The sequence below is a fragment of the Bacillus sp. BS98 genome (assembly GCF_008432245.1).
GTDB lineage: Bacteria > Bacillota > Bacilli > Bacillales > Bacillaceae_G > Bacillus_A > Bacillus_A toyonensis.
Genome location: NZ_CP043831.1, coordinates 1 through 23,237, shown reverse-complemented (window position 1 = coordinate 23,237; position 23,237 = coordinate 1). Strand labels below are relative to the sequence as shown.

Below are 23,237 nucleotides of genomic sequence, written 5' to 3'. Positions count from 1 at the left end.
GAAAAATAAAAAAGACCCTTAACAATTTGTTAAGGACTGCGGAATAAAACCACAATTTGGGTTGAAACCCAATCAGTTTGTAGAAAATAAATTGCATTTATGATAGCAATTGTATTCCCAAAAGCAATGTTTCAAATGGATTTTATCATCCCTGTAACTACATTGGTATCAATAAAAGATGGATTGGATTACAAATAGTGGTTTCGAATATTAGAAAAAGTTTAAAAGTTAATTACTTCTCATAAAGAAAAGATGTTACGAAGAACTTGTAGCGATAAATTTTTAGAGGAAGCATCCATATTAATACATAATATGGCGTAAACCATAGAGTGCAGAAAGTTTATTTTGACAGCATATCATTGCATAACAAAAAGGCAGCATAAACCTGCATTTTGTGCAAAGTTATGTTGCCTTTTATAAGGTGTGAGACTTTAAGACTTAAACTCCTATTAATATAAGTTCTCCTTAGCTTACAGTTGAACCTCCTGAACTAGCTAAATTTATTCTCTCATGCTCATCTGCATATTTTTTATAATCATAAACACATAAAATTTTTCTATAATTCGTGGATTTCTTGTCATCATAATTCCTTAAATACTCTTCAACTGTATCTAGTGGAATCCTTTCATTAATTACCCCTAACATTATAGCTAAGTTCTTTTTCGTTTGTGGTATATCCTCATCTTGTAAAATCCCATTAATACTTGTATGCTGTCTTGCAAAATCTGTTGAATTATCATTTATTTTAGTTATTTTTTTATTTTGATTCTCTTTCAAATCCTTAGAACTTTCAAGATCTGTTTGGATTTTACTAAATGCATATATAGGAAAATGTTGAGTCTTTTGAATTCTAAGTTTGTCAATTAACTTTAATAATTGATGGTTAGATTCATCTATAATCTTAAAATAATTTTCCATTAGCTCTGAAGCTGTTTGAAAATCATAAGTAATTGTCTTTAATGATCCTATGGCTAAGACCTTTTCTTCATTTTTTAATGAATCTACATCCTCTGTAATACTAACTTGTATATTCCCTCCTGCATAAATCTCCTTAACTATATTTTGTACTTTTCTGATATCCATCGCAGATACAGGTAAATTTAAATCTGCTAGGTGTTTATAAATTTCTAAAAAATTATCCGTTTTAATTTTGTTAATACGGATTGTAGAAAATCCGCTCATATCAATATCATGATCAGTAACTTCTGTATTCTGCGATCCTTCAGCATATTCTACGAGCAAAAAATTTTTCCTAATCTTTTCTGCTTGTTCGGTATTAGGTTTTATATATGTAAAAATAGTTTTAAGAATTCCTTTAATGTTAATATCACCTATGTTATAACCTAAAAATATTATTGGGTTATGAATAAACAGTGATAATAACTGTGCCCTAATAAGTTCGTATTTATCATCAAAATCCTTATAGTCACTATTTGTAATAATAATTTTATTAGGGTCATTAACACATCCATGTATTTTATAAACAGAACCATAGGGATTACTCAACAAAATATCGTTACCAATCAATTGTTTAAATTCAAATATATCCTCTATAAAACTATCATAATTTGTAGTAATCACTGAACCAATATTTTTTCTTACTTTTTTCAGCTCAGAAATCTCATGTATTTGGCTATCCTTAACCTTATAATTAGATAATAATTGTGAAATATATAATTTAAAACGACTAATATGAATCTGCTTTGCCATATTCTCGTAAAATTGATCATTAATTTCCTTAAACTCACCATCACGATCACTCGTTAATACTTTGTTAAATTCTATTTCAAGGTCTTGTGCAATTTTAGTATAGTCATATTCTCCATCTTCTTCATATTTTGACTTCAGATCATAATAAAATTCATTTGATCCTTTAATCTTATTTGAAATGTATAAAAGTAGACTATCCCATGTAAAATAATTTTCTAAATACCTAAGGCTTAGCCCAGTACCTACAAACAGTACTGGATGATTAGTAAAATTTTTAATGAAATCACTAATATGCATTTAATTACCTCTTCTCGTTTTATTGATTCAAAATAAAATTACAAACTCAGTATTTACCTTGATTTTCAAAAATCAATATGTATTTAAATGATCAATTAAATTATACCATTTAATATAAAACTAAATGTTCTATTGTATGAATTCTTTCAAGATATAACATCTTAATATCTAATGATTAATGACAATATCATTTCATTCTAAATTAAAATTCCTATAAAAACTTAATGGAAGCATATCCATGTACATCAAGGAAGGAAGCATAAACCTTTTTTTATGCAAAGTTATGCTCCCTGTTATACATAACTTCATTATCGTATGATAAAATCAAGATTTTCAACTTGAAAGTTCCTTCTAATAATTCCCATCTTTCTTTTTCTTTATAATTATCAATTACTTTTATATTTTCAATTAAGTGTTAATCTACTTTTATTTCTAAGAATATATTATTAAATAATTTAAAATAAGCATATAACCATAAATAACCATCCCATAAGGTACACTTTTTTTGATATAAAGCTTAATTTCCTTATGAATTAAGCTTTATCCCCTTTTTCGAGAAAACACCCGAAAGGAGCAAATGAACTTAAAGTGATAACAAACCATTCGCAATTTAGCCCTTGATTACAACAACGCTGACATCAGGCTAAATGGTTTAGTTATAAGAAACTTTACCTTATCTAAAATTAACACCACTTCCTATTCAAAAAAACGGATTGAAATATACTTTTCCTAAAACATTTGCAGCACTACATATATCAAATAAGAATAATAACGAATTATCTGAATGTTTTATTTTTTATTTATCAAGCTGGAATAATTGGAAAATATTACATTAACTTTGGTAATTAATGTAATATTGATTTGTACCAAAAAAATTACAAAGGGGAGAATATTTATGAAAAAATCAAATTTAAAAATCAAATTAGCTACTGGGATGTTAAGCTGTGCCTTATTAACTACATTAATTCCAGCCAGCACCTTTGCACAAACTCAATATGAAAAAAATACAGATTGCAAATGCGAAAAACCTTTAAATGAAGAACAATTTAAAAAGTTAAATTCAAACTTTGGAAATCCAATTACCTTGGCTGAAACCGACAATGATCTTAGTATAGGTTTAGAAATTGCTAAATCCGACCTTGAGGAAAAAGCTATTATCACAGAAAACGGAACTATTAAAAACTTCTATAAATCTGCCTTTGAGGCTGGTGTAAGCCAAACAGCATTTAGTAGTTTCGAATCATTAATTAACGAACTTAACAAATCCATCGGAAAAGGAGAAATTTCATTCGGGAATAGCCTTTTAGATATTAAAATGACCAAAACCAACTTATCTAATATAACTAATCAAGCAGAAATTCAATCCGCGGCAGTACCTCGTGCTACATACAAAATTACACATAACCAAGCAGTTAAAGCTCAAAAGTTATTATGGAATGGAGCAGGAGTAGCTGCTATTGCTTCCGAGTTAGGGGTACCAATGTTAGTAGCAGGAGCTTTATCTGCTCTAGCAGCTGGAGCAGGATTTTGTGATTGGAATGATAGAGGATTTTTATTAATACATATGGGCGGTACACTGGCTACATGTGTTCCTCTATAAAAATAAAAAAAGGTGATTCATATAATATGAATCACCTTTTTTTATTTTTTACTAGTAACAGCTTTATATACATTAAGAATCCCATAACCAAAATTATTATTTTTATCTACACCATGTTTATAAAGGAAATCTATTGCACTATATGGATTGTTTTTCAAATGATTTTTATCAATAATGAGAGCCAACGTTCCAGCGACCTTAGGTGCAGCTAAGGAATTACCTGCTTGATAAATATAATCCCCATCCGGCGCAGTTGTTAAGATTTGTTCTTTTTCGTACATTTTATTTTTCGACCAAATTTCTGGCCCGTAAGTGTTAAGTAATCTATAATCTCCACCTGGCGCAACAATATCAACAAAACCATCACCATAATTGGAAAAGATAGAAAATTCATCTGTAGAACCTATAGATGAAACTGTAACCACACCCGATAAATCAGCGGGGATATCCTTGATTTCACCAAAAAAATTAGTGTTTTCAATAGCATTAGATTCTAAGTAAGATTTAAAGAAGTGATTCATTTTTAGTGTATCTTTGACGTTAAGACCATCATTACCAGCAGCAGCAACCACAACACTACCAAGCTTCATTGCAAAATCAACCGCACGTTGATATCCTTCTATTTCAGGTATATCAGATGATATATATTTACCATTTGAAAAATATTTACCACTTAAAAGGTAATCTCCTAAACTTAAATTAATAACATCAACATCATCTTTAGCTGCTTCAACAATTGCTTTTATTATCCAAATCGACTCAGCCTCCCGTTGTCCGAAAACCCTATAAGCCCTAATTCCGACTCCAGGAGCTACCCCCTTTAGCGCACCATTTGCTGCGATTTGTCCAGCAGTATTAGTTCCATGTCCCGAGAGATCATTCAAATAATTAATATTACCACTTTCATATAATTCTTCCCCCCTGAACCCCTTATAAGGAACGAAGTTTTTAGAGCCACTAATAATATTTTCTTTTAAATCGGGATGCTCTACATCTAAACCAGTATCAATTACACCAACACTTACATTCTTAGTTCCAGGGTATATTTTATAACTTTCACCATCATTTGTTATTTTTTTCATATCCCATTGATAATCAAATTTATTATTGCTATCTGACGAATTAATTTCCAAAGTATCCTTTACTGTTCGCAATGATTTTCCATATGATTTCACAAACGGAGTGAGCCCTATTTTTTCAATTTCACCTTTATTAGTTTTAATCTGCATCATCCCAACTTCTTTAACAGAGTAAACTATTTCCGCATCATACTTTTCTAAAAGTTTTTCGAATCTTCCAAAATCATCATTTGTTTTTAATAATACAGTATAATAATCCCCCTCATTCTCAGAAGCACTAACAAAGTTAATAGGGATACTACATAAAAATATACCTATACATATAAAGCATTTCAAAAATTTCACATTAAATCTCCCTTAAACAAAATAGATATAATAATTTAGGGTTGTTACTGTTGCTTATTTTTTTCTAAAGTCACAGAAACAATAAGCAACACAGTTAATATAATAATAATTTTCAAATCTTTTTCATCCTTGGCGAAAAAGGAATATATACTATACGCCGAAAGCAACAATCCATAAACAACATTAATAATTTTATGCAATATTACCCCTCCTTTATATACATATATTTCTAATTTTATCACACATTACAAATAATGCGTTTCTTAACGGTTGAAAAAATAACGACTGATTATTCAGAATTAAAATATGAACTATTAATTTAAAGAAGCATTCAAAAGGAGCTATAAAAAAATCCTTCCTTAATGTGAACACCCTTTCAAAAGGTACACTTTTTGGGAGTATAACTAAGCTACTAAAATCCCCGTTTCAAAAGGTATAAAAAATATTTTTGATACACTTCAAAAGTTACGTATACCTTTTGATCTTTTCTAATAATGTATCATTTACATCTACTATTGAATAATACTCCGTAGTTCCGTCAAAACTGTAAATAACCAAGTCTCCAATTCCCCTGGAGCTGCGCAGTTAGTTCAATCTAACTGCTCTTTTTACTTTGCCAGCCACTAAACCTATAATGAAGTGAGATTTTAACTTATGAATAACTTACGGAATCCTTTCCAATAATACGAATAGATTGGTAACAGCCGATCTGTATCCATAATGAATCTCTGATTTTCTTGAATTTTCCTTGAGGCAAGGTAGCTATTTTTTAGCTACCTTCTTATCTGAACTGCAAACATATGCACATACTATTAACGGAATGCTTGAATCATTGTCATTGAAAATGTTCAGCACTTCCGCTCCTTAAGAGAACAGTCCACGCAACTGCTCTCTTTTTTATTTTATTTTTCTATAAATATCAAATAAAAAAGCATAATTGACTCCTCAACGATCAATAGCATTGCAACATTCTCAACGTTTCCTCAACAATTTTTCAATATTTTTTATGGACAATAGCACACTTTCTCAGCAGTTTTAATATCTTAATATTAAATACTGCAAGGAGGTATTGAAAATGACTTGGTTTATTATCATAGGATTTATGCTTATTTTAAGTATAAGCGGTTTTCATGCACGTAGTATTCATATCATTTTCAAGATAGGTTCAGATACAAAAGCTGTGCCAAGTTGGTCTTTCATTAATAGAATAAACTTCCAAACATTTAAAGAATTAACAAAAAGACCGAATAAGGATAAACTCAAAAGCCTTACAATAGGAGAACTTGTTATTCCTTTAAGTTTCTTTAACAGATTATTTAGCAAAACATTAATTTTTCTATTCCTATTCTTTTATTCCCAGTACTTAAACTAAACGCAATATGAGATGAGTTAAAAACTAACAATCACTAAACGTAGCAAACAACCGACCGAATATTATGAACTGAAACCAAAAAGTTAAACACAAACTTAAGTGCCATTTGAATGTGAGTCCGGTATTGTACTGGACTCATTTCTTTTAACTTCACTTTAATTTTTTTGTGATTATAATAATCTATATAGTTATCTGATTCCATCTTATAATGTTCCATACTTCGTATTCTTTAAGATACATTACGCTTACTCTTGTTTTGTAATTTCTTCTCTTTTTGAACTAAGGCCTTTAACTTTTTTAAATAATCAATTTCCATACGTAAACGTTCATTTTCTTCTAATGCTTCTATATCCCCTTCAATAGCTGCATTACTTAACTTAGATCTTGTATTTTCCATAGCTGGGCCCCCTTTCTTCTTGTCATATAGGAAATCCACGCCTTTTAAATCAAATATTTCCTTCCACCTACGAACCAATAAACTCCTTAACAAAAACTGTTTATTTATTTCATTTATCGTCATTCTATTTCTAAAAATTTCAGATACATTCTTTGAAAAGTCCTCTTTGTATTCATTCCATATTTATCTCTCGCAAATAAATCGTAGTACATCTTATATCCAACACATTTATAGGTCTTAATAGTATTTTTAACAAAAGCTTCTTGAATTTAAATAGACATACCACTTTAATCTGTCAACTCCATCTATATTGATAAATATGAAACACCTAATATATTTGACATTTCAATGACTTATAACAGGAAAATATATACATATAATGAATCCTGATGTATCTTTGCTTTGTAAGTCATAGTTAGTTGGCCAACTTTCAATGCAATTTAACAAAAAAAAAGTAAGGGGGACCTAAAATGAATCAAGTATTAAAGAAAAGTAAGAAAAAAATGATGTATCTAGTTGGTTCACTTCTAATTTCTCTATCAATGTTTTCAACTACAAGCTTTGCAGCTACAGAAGGTGCTGTAAAAAGTGTTACAAATAGTAACTATACCGGGATTGCAGCCGATATAAATCTACCAAAGTCAGTTGTTGTTAAGGATGGATATGTAAATTGGTATTTAGGTATTGGAGCATCTAAAGTTGAGGGTGGTATTTCGAAAACACCAAGTGGATATAAAGTATTTCTTAATTCAGGATATAATGAATCAGGTCAAAACAGTAAGTATTGGAATACACAGTATGATACATCAATTAAAGATGGTGATCGAGTAAATCTTAAATTAGTTAATAACGGAAATGGTACGGTTACTATGTATGTAAATGGAAGCCCTAGATACGCAAATCAGCCTGTATATGGTACATTTTCTCAATATGAACCAGTAAAAATGGTTCAGGGTGTGGAGGATACTGGACGTAATTCTTTTAGCCAATCTAGCTTTTCAAACGTGCTACTAAGAGCAGATATGTCTGGATCTACCTACAAAAGTTGGAACAGTTCAATTTCTTCTTCATTCTCTAGACACGGTACTTATGGTAGCAATTTCAAAGTTTATTCACAAGTACCATTAAGCGCAAGTTTACGTTAAGTATGCTATTTGCATAATAATGTTTTTGAGAAAAAAGTAGCTGTACTTTTGTGCAGCTACTTTTTATATGCAATAAATCAGTAATAGATATTCGAGCTGCAATAAATGCCCCTTTTATACTTTGGCTTCCTCGAATTTAATAGCACTTTATCGCGTGCCCTATCATTAAACTTAACGTATCGAGATTAACCTTCTACTTACTTCAATATGTTTTACCATTATTGGATTATACCTTCTAACGATTAAGATAACCACAATATGTACACGCATTAGGAACTAAGAATCATAATATAGAGCATTGCCACCTAATTGTATGTTGTATCAAAGAAGACAGGCCTTTCAAACATGATTATCTCTTTAAAAGGCATAGGTTCTAAAAATATTTTTTTAATACAGTATGTAATCAACTTTATAGACCCCATGAAAAAACACATAATTTTTGATAAAGGAAGTAAAGCCCATGTTACCTTGCCAAGGTACGTGCAATCAACATGTAGATTTTGAGGTTTTAATTACAGCTCCTGAAGAATATATAATTAATGATACGAATTACACCGTTGCCGTTACATGGAATACAGAGCGATTCAAATGTACATTTGAACCATGTACACTGCAAACACCGAACCCTTGCCTACTACAAACCAATTCACCAGATGCTTCCTATCCAGTACACAGTGTTCGTATATATGGCGTACTATTTCTCCTGTTCAAAATCAATATGGACAAGGACCAGCAGCTTTTTCTAAATGGCACAAATTCTCCATTAATGAGATTGTTTTTTACACAACTGATTCTAATTGCTGCTTTAATTTTAGTGGGTTTAAACTTAAGAGTTTAACAGTCACGCCACAAGATGAAAATACATTTATCTTAAATGCAACCCCTTCTCTTTCACCTAATCAACCCGTAGCATTGCTAGGAAACAAAACAACCAATGAAATCAATATTATTGATACAGCACAACAACTATCCACAGGAACGATTTCCATCAACAATCCAGCAGACGCTACATTTACACCTGATGGGCAATTCATCTATATTGCTCAGCCGGAACAATATACAGTTACAATTCTTAACTCCGTTGACTATACCGTAAATACAGTAATAACAGTTGGAAAATCACCTATAAGCATTGCAATATAAAAACTCTACCAAATCACTAAAGGAATCTCCTTTTCCCTATCGAATTATTATAGAGGAAAGGAGATGTATGCATGGAAATCCTAGGACTAGATACCCGCGCATTAGCGACGTTAGGTGCACTTGAATACACAAATCGTCGCAATAAATTAATAGACGACTCAGAGAATAGCATATACGAGTGTAAAGAAATGAAAGAAATACTTCAATCACTTCCTAAAGAGAAACGGATTGAGGTTCTTGAGAATCAAGCATACTTTGAAGCAGTGGCAAAGATGATTGAACAAAACAATTTAATTCTTTTAGAACAGATGAAAGCTTTACAACTAATTCAGAAATAATAAACTAATGATTAATTAATTTTACATATATTCCTATAATAAATGTACCTTTATCTATACAACCAGCCCCTACTTTTCAGGGGCTTTTGATAAGTTCTATTGAAAATAAATACGTAGACCTTATTTAATTACACTTCTTTGAAATGTACAGAAATTATATGAGCAATATTTTCTTATCTACACAGTAATTCTTACAAAATGAAATTATTATATATAAATAAAAAAGTTCCTTACTTTATAAAAGGAACTTTTTTTGCATATTATTAACCTACAAACCTAAAATTTCTACAATCCGACGAGCTTTAGCATTTCCAATATAATAATATACTTCTAATCCTTTTCTTTCTGTATGGAGTACAGTTCTTCTCAATTTTGATAAATGCTGTGAAACAGTAGATTGAGGGAGCCTTATTATTTCCGTTAACTGTGTAACATTGTATTTTTTATGATGCATTAATTCATTTACAATTTGTAATCTTACTGGATGAGCCATAACCTTTAACAAATCTACATTCTCTTCCGAAATTTCTTTTATATCCCAATCATTTTTTAATGCTATCATTTCACATTCCCCTTTATTATTTATTTCTATTTTCCTATTATCCTTATACATAGTACTTATAGATGAATACCTTTTATCCTGTTGAGAAAATATTTCTTATCTGCTTTGTAGCCTAAATAAGAGATTATTTTTACAAAAATAACAATAATAAATACTATTTAAACCAAAATTAAACCGAATTTAATTAATAGAATATTCCGTCTTATATTGAAAAATGCTGTTTGATAGATTTTAATAGAGGAAAACTCTGCTATGATACTAATTGCTATATAGTATCTATGGAGAGGATGAGACTGAACAATGAATGTTCAATTAAAGGGACACGAACAAATAAATCATTTATTAAATGAATGGTATCAGGAAATTAGATCCAGACATGTAGATGCCGCTCAATTACTGAAACAAGAAATTGAAAATAAAATCCAAGATATAGAAGAAAATCAAACCATACTATTATACTACTCACTTCTTGATTTTAGACACCAATATCTAGTTGATAGTTTAAGTATTTCTAAAGATAGTTTTAAACAATGTGATGCTTACGAGACTCCTACAGATGACTTCCTTTCATATTATTATCACTTCTTTAAAGCAATACATTCGAATGTTACGGGTAATCATAGTCTTGCAAGAATGCATTTTGATAAAGCTGAAAGTTTATTATCAACAATACCTGACGAAATTGAATACGCTGAATTCCATTATGAATTGGCTGTTTTCTACTGTCATACACATAAATCGATCTTATGTATTAATCATGTTATAAAAGCTAAAGATATCTTTTCAACACACATGGGATATGAATTAAAAGTTGCTTTTTGCAATAACTTATACGGGCTGGCATGTACTCATTTAAGAGAGTGGGAATTAGCCGAAGAACATTATATTTCAGCGATGGATGCATTCCAAAAAGAAAATTTAGAATACAATATTTTAATTGTCCGTCACAATCTAGGATTTATGTATGCTACACAAAACCTTTCTGAGTTAGCATTACGATATTTATCTGAAGTTAATCAAAAACTACCAAGTGATTATAAAGCTTTATTTATTGAGGCAAGAGAACATTATAAATTAGGAGAAAACCAATTAGCTCAAGAGCTAATTGAAAAGGGACTACAACTTTCCACTCAGTTATGTATTGAAGGTTATATACATCACTTTAATATTTTAGAAAAAATGAACCTTAATAGTTGTGCAAGTGATGTAGAAAAAGCCATTTTAGAAGGAATTTCTTATTTTGAACGCGAAGAACTATATGAGTATATAAATGAATATACTGAAAAATTAGCAACCCAATTTTATAAAGAAAATAATCATGTGAAAGCAAGCTATTACTTTTATGAAGCTAGCAAAGCCAGTGAAAAAAAGTTTAAAAAAGGAGCATTAAAATGAGAAAATTAGCAGTTAGCTTACTTGGTATCTTAATTGTTGTCACAGTAACTTTTGGATCGAGTTCTTCAACAGGTACTCAAAGTACGGTAAATATTATCAAAAATTCACATGGACATACTGGATAAGAAAAGGAAGGATTACACCTTCCTTTTCCTTGTATATTCCCTTGATAAGCCCATTAAAATTGGGGATATCAAAACAAAGACATTAAAAATCTAAACCTGCGTAAATGGGACTGCCCTTCTTGTCGTACTCACCATGATAGGGATATTAACGCAAGTATTAATCTAAAGAATAAAGCGATAAGGCTTCTAACCGCAAGGACTGCGGAGATAGCCTAATAAATTAGAGTTCGATAGAACTCTTTACTTAGGAATCCCCCTCTTCTAAATGAAGTGAAAGTGGGGATAGTTCAATAGTCTAAGTATGAATTATAAAGTATGTTCGTTTAAAATTGTCACAATATAATTTTATATTAGACGTTTTTAATTACTCGTGAAACATTTGCAAACGTTTTAACCGTTATTTATAAGATAAATACCCCCTCTAAATATAAGATTTACTTATTTTAGATTCTTTCTCTCATAGTCATAATGTCGAATAAAGTCGAATTTTTATATTTTTTCTTTATTTCCTGGTTGTAAACGTTTTATTTTCATGTTACCATCTTAATCAAACATTAGATGGTAATAAAACTTAAAGTATTTCTTTCCCTTAGAGACATATAAACGTTCGGTAATACCATGAAAATAAGGCCAAAGAAATATGAGTTACCTGATAAAAGATTTAATAGGGTTTTTACCACCTTAATTTTCTGTTAATTCAGAATGTACAACTTTAACATTTTGTCCCTAAACAAAATTTAAATTTAAGTGTGGTAAACTTAAAAAGCTAAATCACCCACCCAAATTAATAAATGATATATCCTATTATATCTAGCGATCAGTCATGAGAAATAGATTTCTTCCTAAGAAAACTTAGCCCATTATTAAAAAGTGTCTGAATTTCTATCTTTATTACCATCTATTGTTGATAACATATTTACCAACTATAAAAAAGAACCTATTGAAGGTTCTTTTTTATTATAATCATTAGCATTTCAATTATTGATAATCATTGGTGATAAATAAATTATGGATGAAGCGCCCGGGCCATCGCATCAAAATAATTCTGACTGGCACGCTGACTCACTTCGGCTTCAGGCACAAGTATTTCAAAGCAATGGAAGCAGCCAGGGTATAGATGATATTCAACGTCTACTCCTGCTTGTGCAAGTCGTGTTACATATTCAATGGTTTCATCTCGGAATAAATCGAGTTGACCAACACATGTATAAGTTGGCGGTAGCCCTGCTAAGTTGTCTGCTCTCGAAGGTACGGCATAGGGAGATGGTTCGTTAGTATCGTTCTCCTTGCCCAAGTACATACCCCAAGCCGTCAAATTGTTTGCTCTATTCCATGTTGCGTTGTCTTCTATAATCTCGTAGCTTGATGGTGTTATGTTGCGGCTATCAAGCATTGGATACAGCGGCATCTGAAAAACAATAGATGGACCTCCTTTATCACGAGCCATTAACGCAAGTGCTGCTGTTAGTCCACCGCCTCCACTTGCACCGGCGATTGCAACACGATTCACATCAATACCAAGCGATTCTGCCTCATTTGTCATCCAAATCAAGCCTGCATAGCAATCTTCAATAGCCGCTGGATAAGGATGCTCGGGCGCAAGTCGATAATCGACAGACACAACAACGCATTCAGCAGTCTGAACAAAGCGTTCACACAAAACATCGTCCATATCAGGGTGGCCCATTACGTATCCACCACCGTGAATCCACAGCATAGCTGGAAGTTTATCAAGATTTTTCTCAACGGGTTCGTAAATTTTAACTAACATCTCGCCGGCTGCGCCAGGAATCATTCGCTTGGTCATATGTACAAGCTCTGATTTTTCCAAATGTGGATTCGACAAGAGACTTCGACTCGCCTCTAAATCCTCCTCTAATTGAAAGCCTGGAAATTGTGAGAAAGCCTGTTTTAATTCTGGTAATACTCGACTGTCAATTTTCATATCAATTCCTCCAATTAAATAATGAAACTTGATGCAATCCTTATGGAATAATTAACGGAATAGATGTGTATCCTGTTCTCCTTCAGCTTCCCATTTGGCAATTTCCTCTCTTACACGAGGGGCAACTTCTGTTCCAAGCAATTCTATGGCACGCATGACTTGATCATGTGGCATGGTACTTAATGGTACATACATCATAAAGCGTGTAATCCCTACATGCTTACGAAGATGGATGATTTTTTCGGCGACTGTATCTGGATCACCAACATACAACGCCCCTTCAAAACTTCGTGCAGCATCAAAGCTGGAACGATCATAATAAGGCCACCCCCGCTCTTTACCAAGTTTATTCATGCCTGCCTGAGTGGAAGGGAAAAATGTATCTGCTGCCAATTCCGTATTCTCTCCAACAAATCCAATCGAATGAGATCCCACCTGAAGTTTTGAAACATCATGACCAGCGTGAGCCGCCGCTTTCTTATATAGCTGTACAATTCGTGCAAAGTGCATTGGGCTACCACCAATAATCGCCAGCATAAGTGGTAATCCCAGAAAACCGGCACGGATAGCAGATTCCTGATTCCCACCGCTACCAACCCATATCGGTAAAGGATTTTGAACAGGTCTTGGATACACACCTAAATTATTGATTGCTGGTCGATGTCCGCCTTCCCAAGTCACTTTTTCGGACTGACGTATTTTGAGCAGTAGGTCCAAATGTTCTTCAAACAGTTCATCATAGTCCTTCAATTCATAGCCAAACAGTGGAAAAGATTCGATAAAGGAACCACGACCTGCCATAATCTCTGCACGTCCATTTGAAATGCCATCCAGTGTAGAGAAATCCTGAAAAACACGTACAGGATCAGCTGAAGAAAGCACGGTTACTGCACTCGCAAGCCGTATCTTTTTCGTTTGTGGTGCCGCCGCTGATAGAACCATCGCTGGAGAGGATGCTGCATAATCCTTCCTATGGTGCTCACCAACACCAAACACATCAAGTCCTACTTGATCAGCAAGAACGATTTCTTCAACAACTTCACGCAACCGCTGTGCGTGACTTATCACTTCACCACTATGAACATCTGGTTTCGTTTCTACAAAAGACGTAATACCTATTTCCATTTGTTATCTCTCCTAGTCCAATTAGATTGTAAGTCAAAAAAATTAATCATTTCCTTTATGGTAGTAACATGTTTCTCATATTGGATAACACACGTTTATTTCATAAAATCTTAACTCGTCTGGTCATAGCCCAAAAAAGAAGAGCGAAAGCACTGACAGAGGCTCCGAGTAAGGAAACCCCTCCCCAGCCAAAGTGTGCGTATATTTGAGTCGAAGCAATTGAACCACCAGCACTGCCGATAGAATAAAACACCATATATCCAGCAGTAAGTCGACTCCGTGCTTCTGTATGCAATGGAAGAATCATGGTTTGATTCGTGACATGTATTGCTTGTACGGCCAAATCAAGTAGAACTATCCCTATCACTAATGCGATTAATGACTGCTCCATATAGCTGATGAACAACCATGAAATCAATAATAGAGCTAAAGCAATGCCTGTCGTTCGTTGTCCGTAACCTTGATCGGCCAATTTCCCTGCCCGTGCCGCAGCTAAGGCTCCAGCCACACCTACAAGACCGAATGCGCCAATTGCACTATGAGATAGAGCAATTGGCGGTGTACTAAGTGGCAGTACTAGTGAAGTCCACAAAATGCTGAAATCAGCAAAAATCAGCATGGCTAGAACGGAGCGAACGCGTAACGTTCGTTCTTGAATAAATAAAGTAAGCACCGATCTAATCAACTGAGGGTAGGATAGCGATTTTACCTCGCGCTCAACATTGGGCAACATCTTTATAAACATAAAAACCATCAAAAGCATGAGCGCAGCAGAAAATAGATATACAGAACGCCATCCCGCAACATCTGTTAATATACCAGCAAAAGTACGTGCGAGAAGTATGCCAATAACTATCCCACTTGTTACAATGCCAACGACACGTCCCCTTTCTGTTGGGGAAGCGATGGTCGCTGCAAACGCCACGAGAGTCTGTGTCACAACTGCAAGCAGCCCCACCAAAGCCATACCTGCGAAAAGTACCATGCTGGAGGAAGCAGTACCAACTATAACCAGAGCTGTTGTAGATAAAAGCATTTGACCGACAATTAGACGTCGCTGGTTTAGCAAATCTCCAAGCGGTACGAGTAGCAGTAAGCCCACTCCATAAAAAATTTGTGTAACGGTAATAACAACACCAATAATGGCATGGTTAATACCAAACTCATTAGATAGTTGATCAAGCAACGGCTGTGCAAAGTAAATATTGGCAACAGACATTCCACAGGCAGCCGCAAACAATAATGCCAAAGCGTGAGACATGGATGGCTGTTGATTCAAATTAGGTTTTGTTATGGAAGATTTATGACTTACCTTAGTGTAGAGTGGATCATCATCTATATTTGTCTCTGTTTTGAACATACCTTACCCTCCAATCACATTAGATTTTTAATCATAACATACCGTCCAGTACAATATGATTACTGGTAAATATAACTTAGTCTTATTCATGATGTCAACGATTTTCGAACTAAAGTTTATGTTGCATTAAATGAATGCAGCTTGATTTGACATAAAGAATGGCTAATTATATAATAATTACATACTGTTTGGTAATAAAAAAACAATTGTATTTACCTACACACCTATCCTAAAACAATTAATAAAATCAAAGTTTGAGGAGGAGAATTCTTTATGGCAAGAACTCGTGAATTTGATGAGGATCAAGTTTTAGATGCAGCAATGCAGTTATTTTGGGAGAAGGGATATGAGGCTACCTCATTAAGTGATCTTACTTCTAGAATGGGCATTCAACGCCCTAGTATTTATTCGGCCTTTGGAGATAAGAAAGAATTATTTGAAGCCGCACTTCGTAGATATACAATGTCTCGGGCCTCTGATATACGAAATAGGCTTCAAAGTCACTCCTCTGTAAAAGAGTCATTTTCTATTTTCTTTGCCGATGTCGTCAATGAAGAATACGCAGGGGATCTTAGTAAAGGGTGTTTTTGTATCAATACAATGGTTGAATTAGCACCTCATGATGAGAGATTTGAAATTTTGACCAGAGAACATCAAATGTACCTCGCCGTCATTTTTCAGGAGACGATTGAACGAGGAATCCAATCAGGTGAGCTGGAAGTCAACACAGATGCAAAGTCTTTGGCACAGGCACTGATTGTAGCGTTAATCGGTCTAACGGTTATGATGAAATCTCGCCCCCAACGTTCATTTGTCGACAATGTAATAGCAGCGACGCTCACATTACTTAAGTGACATGATTGTATATGAAAGTACGAAAACTATACCTTTATAAGGGTAGCGTCACATCTCCATCAGGCTAAGAAATGCAAATACCCCAAAACGAAAAAATGAGCATTTTGTTACAATTTAGTACAAAATTTCTTTCTGGGGGTACTATAAAATTTTAGCTTGATAGCGATGTGGTGCTACCCCACATCCATCAGCTTAAGAAAAATAAACGCCACCAAAACAAAAAAAGCCCCAAATTTTTCTTGAAAATAAGTTGGGGCTTTTGAACCAGAAAAGTATATTTTCAACTATGAAAACTATGATAAATTTTTCCTTTTTTCCTACTTGCTAAATTCAGCAAGTAAAATATTTTTAAAAGGATTAGGACTGCCAGTTCTACCCAAACTATTCCAATTGACGACCAACGTATGCTTGCCTCCAAGTTTACCTCCAACTAGAGTTGTAAACCCTAGAATGCCACCTGAGTGTCCCCATATCGAGACACCGCTTGGAAGCTTAGTTTCATAGATTCCAAGACCATATCCATCGATTCCTTCTTTTCCTGTAGGAACTGTAGTAAGCATTTGTTTTAGTTGCTGTTCTTTCAGTAATTTGCCACCGAGCAAGTAAGAGAAGAATTTGTTTAAGTCGTCAGCAGTAGAAATCATATCTCCAGCAGAGCTACCTGCACTTGGGTTATAATAAGTAACGTCTTTTAGCTCACTTGCTCCGTCTGGCTGGACATATCCACGGGCATGGTTAGTGCCTGGAATAACACTTGAGTTGCCTGGTAGGAATGTATTCGGCAATTCAAGAGGTTCAATAATTCGATTTTCAACCTCTTCCGCATAGCTGTTTCCAGTTACTTTTTCAATAAGGATACCCAGTAATACGTATCCTGTGTTTGAATAAGACCAGCCCTTTCCTGGAGCAAAGTCTGGAGGCAGAGAAACCCCCATCTTCACTAACTCTTCAGCCGTATACGATTTTTTTGTATCCGTAAAATCAGCGTCTTTTGACCTTGAGTATTCAGCGATACCACTTGTATGGTTCAATATGTGCCGGATAGTAATCTTGTTACCATCATATCCATTTCCTTGAATGACACCAGGTAACCATTTTTCGATGTAGTCGTCTAGCTTCAGGCGATTCTCTCCAACTAATTGAAGTACAACTGTTGCGGTGAACGTCTTCGTCACACTCCCAATGCGAAAGCGAAAATCTGTTTTCATTGGTTTCTTGGTTCTCAGATCCGCTATTCCAGCGGCATACCCCCACGTTTTTCCACCCTCAGAAGTTTTAGCAAGTATCCCCGGGTATCCAAGTTGCAATGTATCCCGCATTGCTTGCTTGACGGAAGTATGATCTCGTTGAGTATTTGTTTGTAACGAACTAGATACATTTTGAGTGGGCTCTGCTTTTACAATTGAGGTTGGTGTTGTATATAACAGGGAACTTCCAGCTATTAAAAGGGCCAGACTTGCACATGTAATTTGACTACGTATTTTCATAAGGCATTCCTCTCCTCTATTCATATTGTATAAGTGTTTGCATACTGTTCCTTACTTCCTGACAAGACTTAGGGAAAGGCCCTCACGCATATAGATTAAAGCCCCAGTACAAAGGTATCTATTAATACCAACAATTTGAGCCAGTTAAATCTCCATCCCTTCTACAACAAAATTATTCAAAGGTATGAAAGCATATTATGTACCCTTAGTTATTGTTAGGATTAACACAACATGAGACATAACCCCAACCCATATTTTACTTTATTTATCCATAATATGTATTGAGAAAGAATGTAAATTCGAATCCTTTCCGTACCCCAACTATTGATCGTTTTTTTCACCTATTATAAACTCAACAGAAAACTATTCACTTACGCAAATATACATTAATATCATCCTTGAATTTCAAAATACTAATTATTAATAAAACAAGTAAAGTAGCTATATTAAGAACATTGAAGATATACCCAAAAAACAACACGCCTGTCAGTACATCAGATATAAATCATTCTCTGATTTTTTTGGAGACAGCATAACTTTCTCTAGTATAAATATGCTAATGCAAGAAACTCGTTTTATATATAGCAAACACGTTATATTGATTACTGAAATCTTGTTGAATATATAGGTATGAAGGATGAAAAAATCGAACTCATTAAACAAGAAACAAACTTAACTCAAAAGATGCGTTTTCAGCGATACAAATAGGATTGTACCAAATCGCAAAATGTTTATAACAAGGAGAAAAAGTACAGTTACTTGGTTTTTGAGGACATCCGAAGTCCAGGAACTTGCCGAGCGTAACGGTCATAATCCAAAAACAGGAGAAGCGATGAAGATTATCCCTTCAAAATTACCAGGTTTTAAAATCAGCTAAGAACTTAAATATATGGTAAAGTAAAAAAGTATTTCCCTACATATTAGGAAAATACTTTTTTTAAAGAAACCTCAAAACTCACACATACCCTATACAGTAAAGGAAGTTTGGTACATGCAATTTTCTATAGACGCGATTCGTAATTTCCTCATACATGACATGGAATCCTATCGTGAAATGCTCCTACAAGAAAATGATTATGACAATATGAAATGGAGTTACACTACATTCATTGATATGAATAATTACCTAAAGAAAACAGATATGGATCAAGAGGAAATTCAAGAGTTATTATCGGTAAGCCGTGAAGGGATCTCTTTTGGTTCGGTAACAAAACGTGATATGCTCTTTATACATTCTCTTACTAGTCCAAATCGATGTTTGGAACTAGTGGAAACCTATAAGTTGATGGAACGAACAAACGAATACGTTCCCAATATGAAAGAAGAATTGCAATGGCTCAAAGATCGATGGGAAAAAGGGTTTTATATTTTTGTTAATCAATAAATATGTTGTATTTATTAAAGCGCTTACCATAGCAAATGTAGAAGAGTCAAAGAATATGAATATAGCTTAGAAAAAAGCAAATCTTCTTAAAAGGGAAGCTTGCTTTTTTCTTATTTCCCCTTTTCGAGGGGATGAGCAAAAACCACCCTTAGTGAACTTTATTGATATTTTAAAATCATATTGTTTTAGTGTTTTTATCTGTGAAGAATGAAGACTGGTTTTTATTTAATATCTTCCGAGATAAAAAAGGAGACCTACTAAATAGGTCCCTTTTTTATTCTACATATAAGTTTCATTGCTTTTTGGTTTTGAAATTGTAAGGTATAAAATTGTATATGGCGTTTTCTTAACATTACTATCAATAGCTAATTCGTGGCTCTCAGGATTGCTCACTTTCTTAGCTCTATTATTCTGTTCTTTCGTTTAAAATTCCAATATCCCCATAACTTCTTTCGTAAATAGTTTAAAATCAGTTAAATGTTTTTCAATAATTTGACGAACAATATCTAAATTTACACTTTGATAATCATGAACAGCAATATTTCGAAATCCCACCATCGCCTTTAACTTATTTGCTAGCTCTGCGCTAAGTAATCCTGCTGTAACCAATAAATCAAAAGCCTCTCGACTAGATTGGGGTAATCCTAATTTTTTCCCAGCAACAATATGCATTGCTAAATCAATACTCGCTTCACAAGCTCTTTGTATATTCAATATTATTGAATCTTGCTTTGTGTAATCCTCCAAATTTTCAGGGTCATTTCCATATACATCTTGGATTCTTTTTATACAGCGCTCTATTGTGGAAATTTTATTTAAAATAACCTCATTCTTCATATATAGAACCTCTTTTCTTTATATCATCGAACACTATCTTGCGTTCCTCATTCAATTTTGAATACATTTTTAAAGTTTTCATTTCAAAAATAATTTTCCGTTCTTCATCAGAACAAAATATTGTCTTTCCTGTATGTATAATCTGGGCTTGAAAAACTGTAGAAGCTTCGGATAAATCAACTAAATCAACATCTCTATGAACAATGTTAGCTAACTCCTGTGCTAATAAAAAACGTTCATAGTTCCCTAAAGTTGTGTCACTTAAATAAGCTATATCAATATCACTATCTTCCCGTTCTCTGTTCTCAGCCGTTGATCCAAACACAATTATCCAATAGGGATTCACCGTCTCTTGTAATTTTTCTATAATAGCTGTTATCATGCTTTGAAAAATCATTTAATTAATCCCCCTTATTATACTTGAATTTTATTATATCATAACCATTACAAAATCCATTAAGCTACAACAAGTACATAAACAAAATTAAACCTTCTTAGTACTTAAAGCACCTCAAAATTACGTGCTTATCCCTGTAAAAGCAAAAGGCTTACAATAACTGTCAGTCTTTTGCTTTTGAAACTCTAAACAAATAGGGGCTATATTTCTCTAACAATGGCGTCTTTTATATGTTAATTCACCTTTAATTTTTCTTTTACTTTTGTAGGCAGTTCGTCTTTCTTAACCTCTTCCAACTTTTCATAAACGTAAATGACCTCCGTTGCTCCTTCTACATACTTACCTTTGGCATTTTCGGCTTTTCTATCAACTTGTAGCCTGGAATTTCTTATTAAAGAAGGAATCGAAAAAAATGAAACTAAAAATGATATAGATGTTATGTCACTTGCTTCTTTCCTATCTTCTTCAATGAAAGAAGCTATTATAGCTAGTCGAATATGAAAAAATAATATACACCATCATTATTTTATAGAACATATAAGACATCTTTTTAATTCATATTCTGCATAAAGAATGCAAAAGAAAACTCAAAAAAAATTAGACTCTTTTTTGAGCTCTTTTCTTTTCATAATGCAATTTATTATTTTAAATCTACGCAAATTCTATCCTTTAATGCAGGGTAGATTTATAGCCTGTGAAAATGTTATTTCATTTTTGAAGACCTCTTCACAAAATCCTTAATATCCTTTAATTTTTTTCCACTAATATTATCTTTGATGGTTGAATCTATTTCATTTTCAATATAAAAAGTTTTCTCTTTAACCTTTACCTCAAATTTATATTTATATTTATTTTTATCCCAATCTATTAAATTGCTTTTTAGTTGCGCAATATCCCTTAAATCAAACTGAATCATAAAAGGTTCTAAAGCTGGATAAAAATGTCCAAGTTTACTATTCTCTTTTAAAAAAACTATATATGTGTCACCAGATTTGGGTTTTATATACAATGGATCTTTATTTTTACTTTTTTTTGTAAACACTTTCGTAGCACCTTTCAGAATTATTCCATTGTCATCAATAACTTCATTACTTTCCTCTAATACAAGGCTTTCTGAGTATCTATGATTTATTAAAATTTTATTCTCTACAGAGTCCCCTTTTAAAATTTCTTTAACATGAAAATTAAACAGATGGCCTTCGACATCTTCACCTTGAATCTCATATGATGAATTGTTTGCCATATTCCATTTAGAGTGTAAACCGTCATATTTACCTAGTACAATTACATCTGCTTCTTCTACCATTTCACTTAAATGATTTGTAGTTTTGAATGTCTTACTTAATACTATAGTTTCAGGAATTCGATGAAACATTAGACACTTCTGCTATGTCTGTATTTGACCAAATTGTCTTACCAATAATAATTAAAAAAGTAAATATTAATAAACATAGACTCCATTTTATTACTTTATGTTTATACATTATAATAACGTCTCCTTAAAAGATATTTTATACCATTTTCTCAATATAAATATTCCGAATTTTTAAAAAATATTAATTCAAAACAAGATAATGATGCTATAATTCTCTTGTTAAAAATAATCTTTGGAGGGATAATATGAATTTTAGAAAAGGGATTACTGCATTTTTATTAGGTAGTGTACTTGTCTTTTCCAGCGTTGGAGTTTCAGAAGCTTATGTAAAAGAAGGATGGAAGCTACCTTCAAAATCAGCGACATATAAGTGGGGAGACAGATTAGACGATGGCTCCAGTATCATTAAATCCGGTTGGCAAGCTGCAGATTCAGCCTGGTACACTGCCTCTCGTATTAACTTTACAGTTTCTTCTTCTTCTGTGAACAAATTAAACTCTTGGTTTGAAAGTTCCTCTACTTATTATGGAAGAATGAACACAACTTATAATACATCCACTAAAAAAGTAACGAAATTCGCTGGTGATATTAATGCAGGGAATACAAATATTACAAAATCTAATGTTGCTAAAAGTACAGGAGTACATGAGTTTGGTCATGCAATAGGAATAGGTCACAACAGTGGCACTTCAATTATGAACAGCAATCGTAATCGTACTACTATGCATGTTCCTCAAACTGACGATAAGAATGGTGTAAATGCAATCTATTAACAGAAAAAAGGAGATGATTTCTTAATGTTAAGTAAAAAAGCAAAAACTATAGTAATTGCAATTCCCTTAGCTGCAGTGATTGGTTTCGGGGGATATTCAGCATATAATAGTCACTTCTTCAATGTTGCTGGCGAAGATAAGAATGCTGAAACTGTCATTCTCAGTAAAGATTTCCCTGCTACAAGTGATTT

General features: G+C 33.1%; 21 protein-coding genes and 6 pseudogenes. 14 read left to right on the top strand and 13 right to left on the bottom strand.

The features are described 5' to 3' along the window. Window positions 1-465: 465 nt before the first annotated feature. Window positions 466-2,007 (bottom strand): SIR2 family protein, encoded by a 1,542-nt coding sequence (locus tag F0362_RS27195; protein ID WP_149890073.1) that lies wholly within the window; start codon window positions 2,005-2,007, stop codon window positions 466-468. A gap of 895 nt (window positions 2,008-2,902) precedes the next feature. Between F0362_RS27195 and F0362_RS27190 the strand changes: the two genes are divergently transcribed. Continuing rightward, the gene (locus F0362_RS27190) at window positions 2,903-3,607 is read left to right on the top strand and encodes a hypothetical protein (protein ID WP_098009213.1); all 705 of its coding nucleotides are present in this window, start codon (window positions 2,903-2,905) and stop codon (window positions 3,605-3,607) included. Window positions 3,608-3,648: 41 nt separating this feature from the next. Here the strand turns inward: F0362_RS27190 and F0362_RS27185 are convergent, their stop codons facing one another. Both F0362_RS27185 and F0362_RS30660 read right to left on the bottom strand, forming a co-directional pair. Further along, the gene (locus tag F0362_RS27185; RefSeq protein WP_149890072.1) at window positions 3,649-5,031 is read right to left on the bottom strand and encodes a S8 family peptidase; all 1,383 of its coding nucleotides are present in this window, start codon (window positions 5,029-5,031) and stop codon (window positions 3,649-3,651) included. Between the two features lie 44 nt (window positions 5,032-5,075). Then, on the bottom strand, window positions 5,076-5,231 hold the full coding sequence (locus tag F0362_RS30660) for a hypothetical protein (protein ID WP_170958042.1): 156 nt from the start codon (window positions 5,229-5,231) through the stop codon (window positions 5,076-5,078). An 875-nt stretch (window positions 5,232-6,106) separates the two neighbouring features. On the opposite strand from F0362_RS30660, the gene F0362_RS27180 reads away from it, so the two are divergent. Beyond that, window positions 6,107-6,403, top strand: a complete 297-nt coding sequence (locus tag F0362_RS27180; RefSeq protein WP_052943648.1) for a hypothetical protein — start codon at window positions 6,107-6,109, stop codon at window positions 6,401-6,403. A 115-nt stretch (window positions 6,404-6,518) separates the two neighbouring features. On the opposite strand, the pseudogene F0362_RS27175 reads toward F0362_RS27180, so the two are convergent. After that, window positions 6,519-6,623, bottom strand: a pseudogene (locus F0362_RS27175) (IS3 family transposase); the annotation flags it as partial. A gap of 9 nt (window positions 6,624-6,632) precedes the next feature. Further along, window positions 6,633-6,800 (bottom strand): hypothetical protein, encoded by a 168-nt coding sequence (locus F0362_RS30655; protein WP_172624229.1) that lies wholly within the window; start codon window positions 6,798-6,800, stop codon window positions 6,633-6,635. A gap of 470 nt (window positions 6,801-7,270) precedes the next feature. Here F0362_RS30655 and F0362_RS27170 point away from each other — a divergent pair, with 470 nt between their 5' ends. The 3 genes from F0362_RS27170 (at window position 7,271) to F0362_RS27160 (ending at window position 9,426) form a co-directional block, all read left to right on the top strand. Next, on the top strand, window positions 7,271-7,945 hold the full coding sequence (locus F0362_RS27170; protein ID WP_149890071.1) for a hypothetical protein: 675 nt from the start codon (window positions 7,271-7,273) through the stop codon (window positions 7,943-7,945). Window positions 7,946-8,548: 603 nt separating this feature from the next. Next, on the top strand, window positions 8,549-9,088 hold the full coding sequence (locus F0362_RS27165) for a YncE family protein (RefSeq protein WP_253265948.1): 540 nt from the start codon (window positions 8,549-8,551) through the stop codon (window positions 9,086-9,088). A gap of 71 nt (window positions 9,089-9,159) precedes the next feature. Next, entirely contained in the window at window positions 9,160-9,426 is a 267-nt protein-coding gene (locus tag F0362_RS27160; RefSeq protein WP_000404246.1) for a hypothetical protein, read from the top strand. Window positions 9,427-9,694: 268 nt separating this feature from the next. Here F0362_RS27160 and F0362_RS27155 read toward each other — a convergent pair whose 3' ends face one another. Beyond that, window positions 9,695-9,988: an ArsR/SmtB family transcription factor gene (locus tag F0362_RS27155; RefSeq protein WP_046960297.1), complete on the bottom strand. Its 294-nt coding sequence runs from the start codon at window positions 9,986-9,988 to the stop codon at window positions 9,695-9,697. A gap of 300 nt (window positions 9,989-10,288) precedes the next feature. On the opposite strand from F0362_RS27155, the gene F0362_RS27150 reads away from it, so the two are divergent. From F0362_RS27150 to F0362_RS27145, 3 genes and pseudogenes are all read left to right on the top strand, one after another. Then, on the top strand, window positions 10,289-11,383 hold the full coding sequence (locus tag F0362_RS27150; RefSeq protein WP_149890070.1) for a Rap family tetratricopeptide repeat protein: 1,095 nt from the start codon (window positions 10,289-10,291) through the stop codon (window positions 11,381-11,383). Then, window positions 11,380-11,508, top strand: a complete 129-nt coding sequence (locus F0362_RS31280) for a hypothetical protein (protein WP_270793313.1) — start codon at window positions 11,380-11,382, stop codon at window positions 11,506-11,508. The genes F0362_RS27150 and F0362_RS31280 overlap by 4 nt, the downstream gene beginning before the upstream one ends. A 63-nt stretch (window positions 11,509-11,571) precedes the next feature. After that, a pseudogene (locus F0362_RS27145) lies at window positions 11,572-11,724 on the top strand (zinc ribbon domain-containing protein); the annotation flags it as partial. A gap of 790 nt (window positions 11,725-12,514) precedes the next feature. Here F0362_RS27145 and F0362_RS27140 read toward each other — a convergent pair. The 3 genes from F0362_RS27140 to F0362_RS27130 form a co-directional block, all read right to left on the bottom strand. Then, complete coding sequence (locus F0362_RS27140; RefSeq protein WP_149890069.1) at window positions 12,515-13,453, bottom strand: alpha/beta hydrolase; 939 nt, start codon at window positions 13,451-13,453, stop codon at window positions 12,515-12,517. A 51-nt stretch (window positions 13,454-13,504) separates the two neighbouring features. Further along, window positions 13,505-14,578, bottom strand: a complete 1,074-nt coding sequence (locus F0362_RS27135) for an LLM class flavin-dependent oxidoreductase (RefSeq protein WP_149890068.1) — start codon at window positions 14,576-14,578, stop codon at window positions 13,505-13,507. Between the two features lie 100 nt (window positions 14,579-14,678). Beyond that, window positions 14,679-15,938, bottom strand: coding sequence for an MFS transporter (locus F0362_RS27130; protein ID WP_149890067.1), 1,260 nt, complete (start codon window positions 15,936-15,938; stop codon window positions 14,679-14,681). A gap of 273 nt (window positions 15,939-16,211) precedes the next feature. Here F0362_RS27130 and F0362_RS27125 point away from each other — a divergent pair, with 273 nt between their 5' ends. Continuing rightward, on the top strand, window positions 16,212-16,793 hold the full coding sequence (locus F0362_RS27125; protein ID WP_016089098.1) for a TetR/AcrR family transcriptional regulator: 582 nt from the start codon (window positions 16,212-16,214) through the stop codon (window positions 16,791-16,793). 317 nt (window positions 16,794-17,110) lie between these two features. Here F0362_RS27125 and F0362_RS27120 read toward each other — a convergent pair whose 3' ends face one another. Beyond that, a complete protein-coding gene (locus F0362_RS27120; protein ID WP_149890066.1) occupies window positions 17,111-18,280 on the bottom strand; it encodes a serine hydrolase domain-containing protein in 1,170 nt (389 codons plus the stop codon). Window positions 18,281-19,020: 740 nt separating this feature from the next. Between F0362_RS27120 and F0362_RS27115 the strand changes: the two are divergent. Then, window positions 19,021-19,157: pseudogene (locus F0362_RS27115) on the top strand (HU family DNA-binding protein); the annotation flags it as partial. A 114-nt stretch (window positions 19,158-19,271) separates the two neighbouring features. Further along, on the top strand, window positions 19,272-19,664 hold the full coding sequence (locus F0362_RS27110; protein WP_001160624.1) for a hypothetical protein: 393 nt from the start codon (window positions 19,272-19,274) through the stop codon (window positions 19,662-19,664). A gap of 423 nt (window positions 19,665-20,087) precedes the next feature. Here F0362_RS27110 and F0362_RS27105 read toward each other — a convergent pair whose 3' ends face one another. Beyond that, complete coding sequence (locus F0362_RS27105; RefSeq protein WP_000787545.1) at window positions 20,088-20,501, bottom strand: type VII toxin-antitoxin system HepT family RNase toxin; 414 nt, start codon at window positions 20,499-20,501, stop codon at window positions 20,088-20,090. After that, window positions 20,491-20,898, bottom strand: coding sequence for a type VII toxin-antitoxin system MntA family adenylyltransferase antitoxin (locus F0362_RS27100; RefSeq protein WP_000577221.1), 408 nt, complete (start codon window positions 20,896-20,898; stop codon window positions 20,491-20,493). The genes F0362_RS27105 and F0362_RS27100 overlap by 11 nt, the downstream gene beginning before the upstream one ends. A gap of 387 nt (window positions 20,899-21,285) precedes the next feature. Between F0362_RS27100 and F0362_RS31025 the strand changes: the two are divergent. Further along, window positions 21,286-21,468, top strand: a pseudogene (locus tag F0362_RS31025) (TetR/AcrR family transcriptional regulator); the annotation flags it as partial. Between the two features lie 133 nt (window positions 21,469-21,601). Here F0362_RS31025 and F0362_RS27090 read toward each other — a convergent pair. Further along, window positions 21,602-22,382: pseudogene (locus F0362_RS27090) on the bottom strand (hypothetical protein). A gap of 136 nt (window positions 22,383-22,518) precedes the next feature. Between F0362_RS27090 and F0362_RS27085 the strand changes: the two are divergent. Then, a complete protein-coding gene (locus tag F0362_RS27085; protein WP_001011320.1) occupies window positions 22,519-23,046 on the top strand; it encodes a matrixin family metalloprotease in 528 nt (175 codons plus the stop codon). 24 nt (window positions 23,047-23,070) lie between these two features. Then, a pseudogene (locus F0362_RS27080) lies at window positions 23,071-23,237 on the top strand (cardiolipin synthase); the annotation flags it as partial.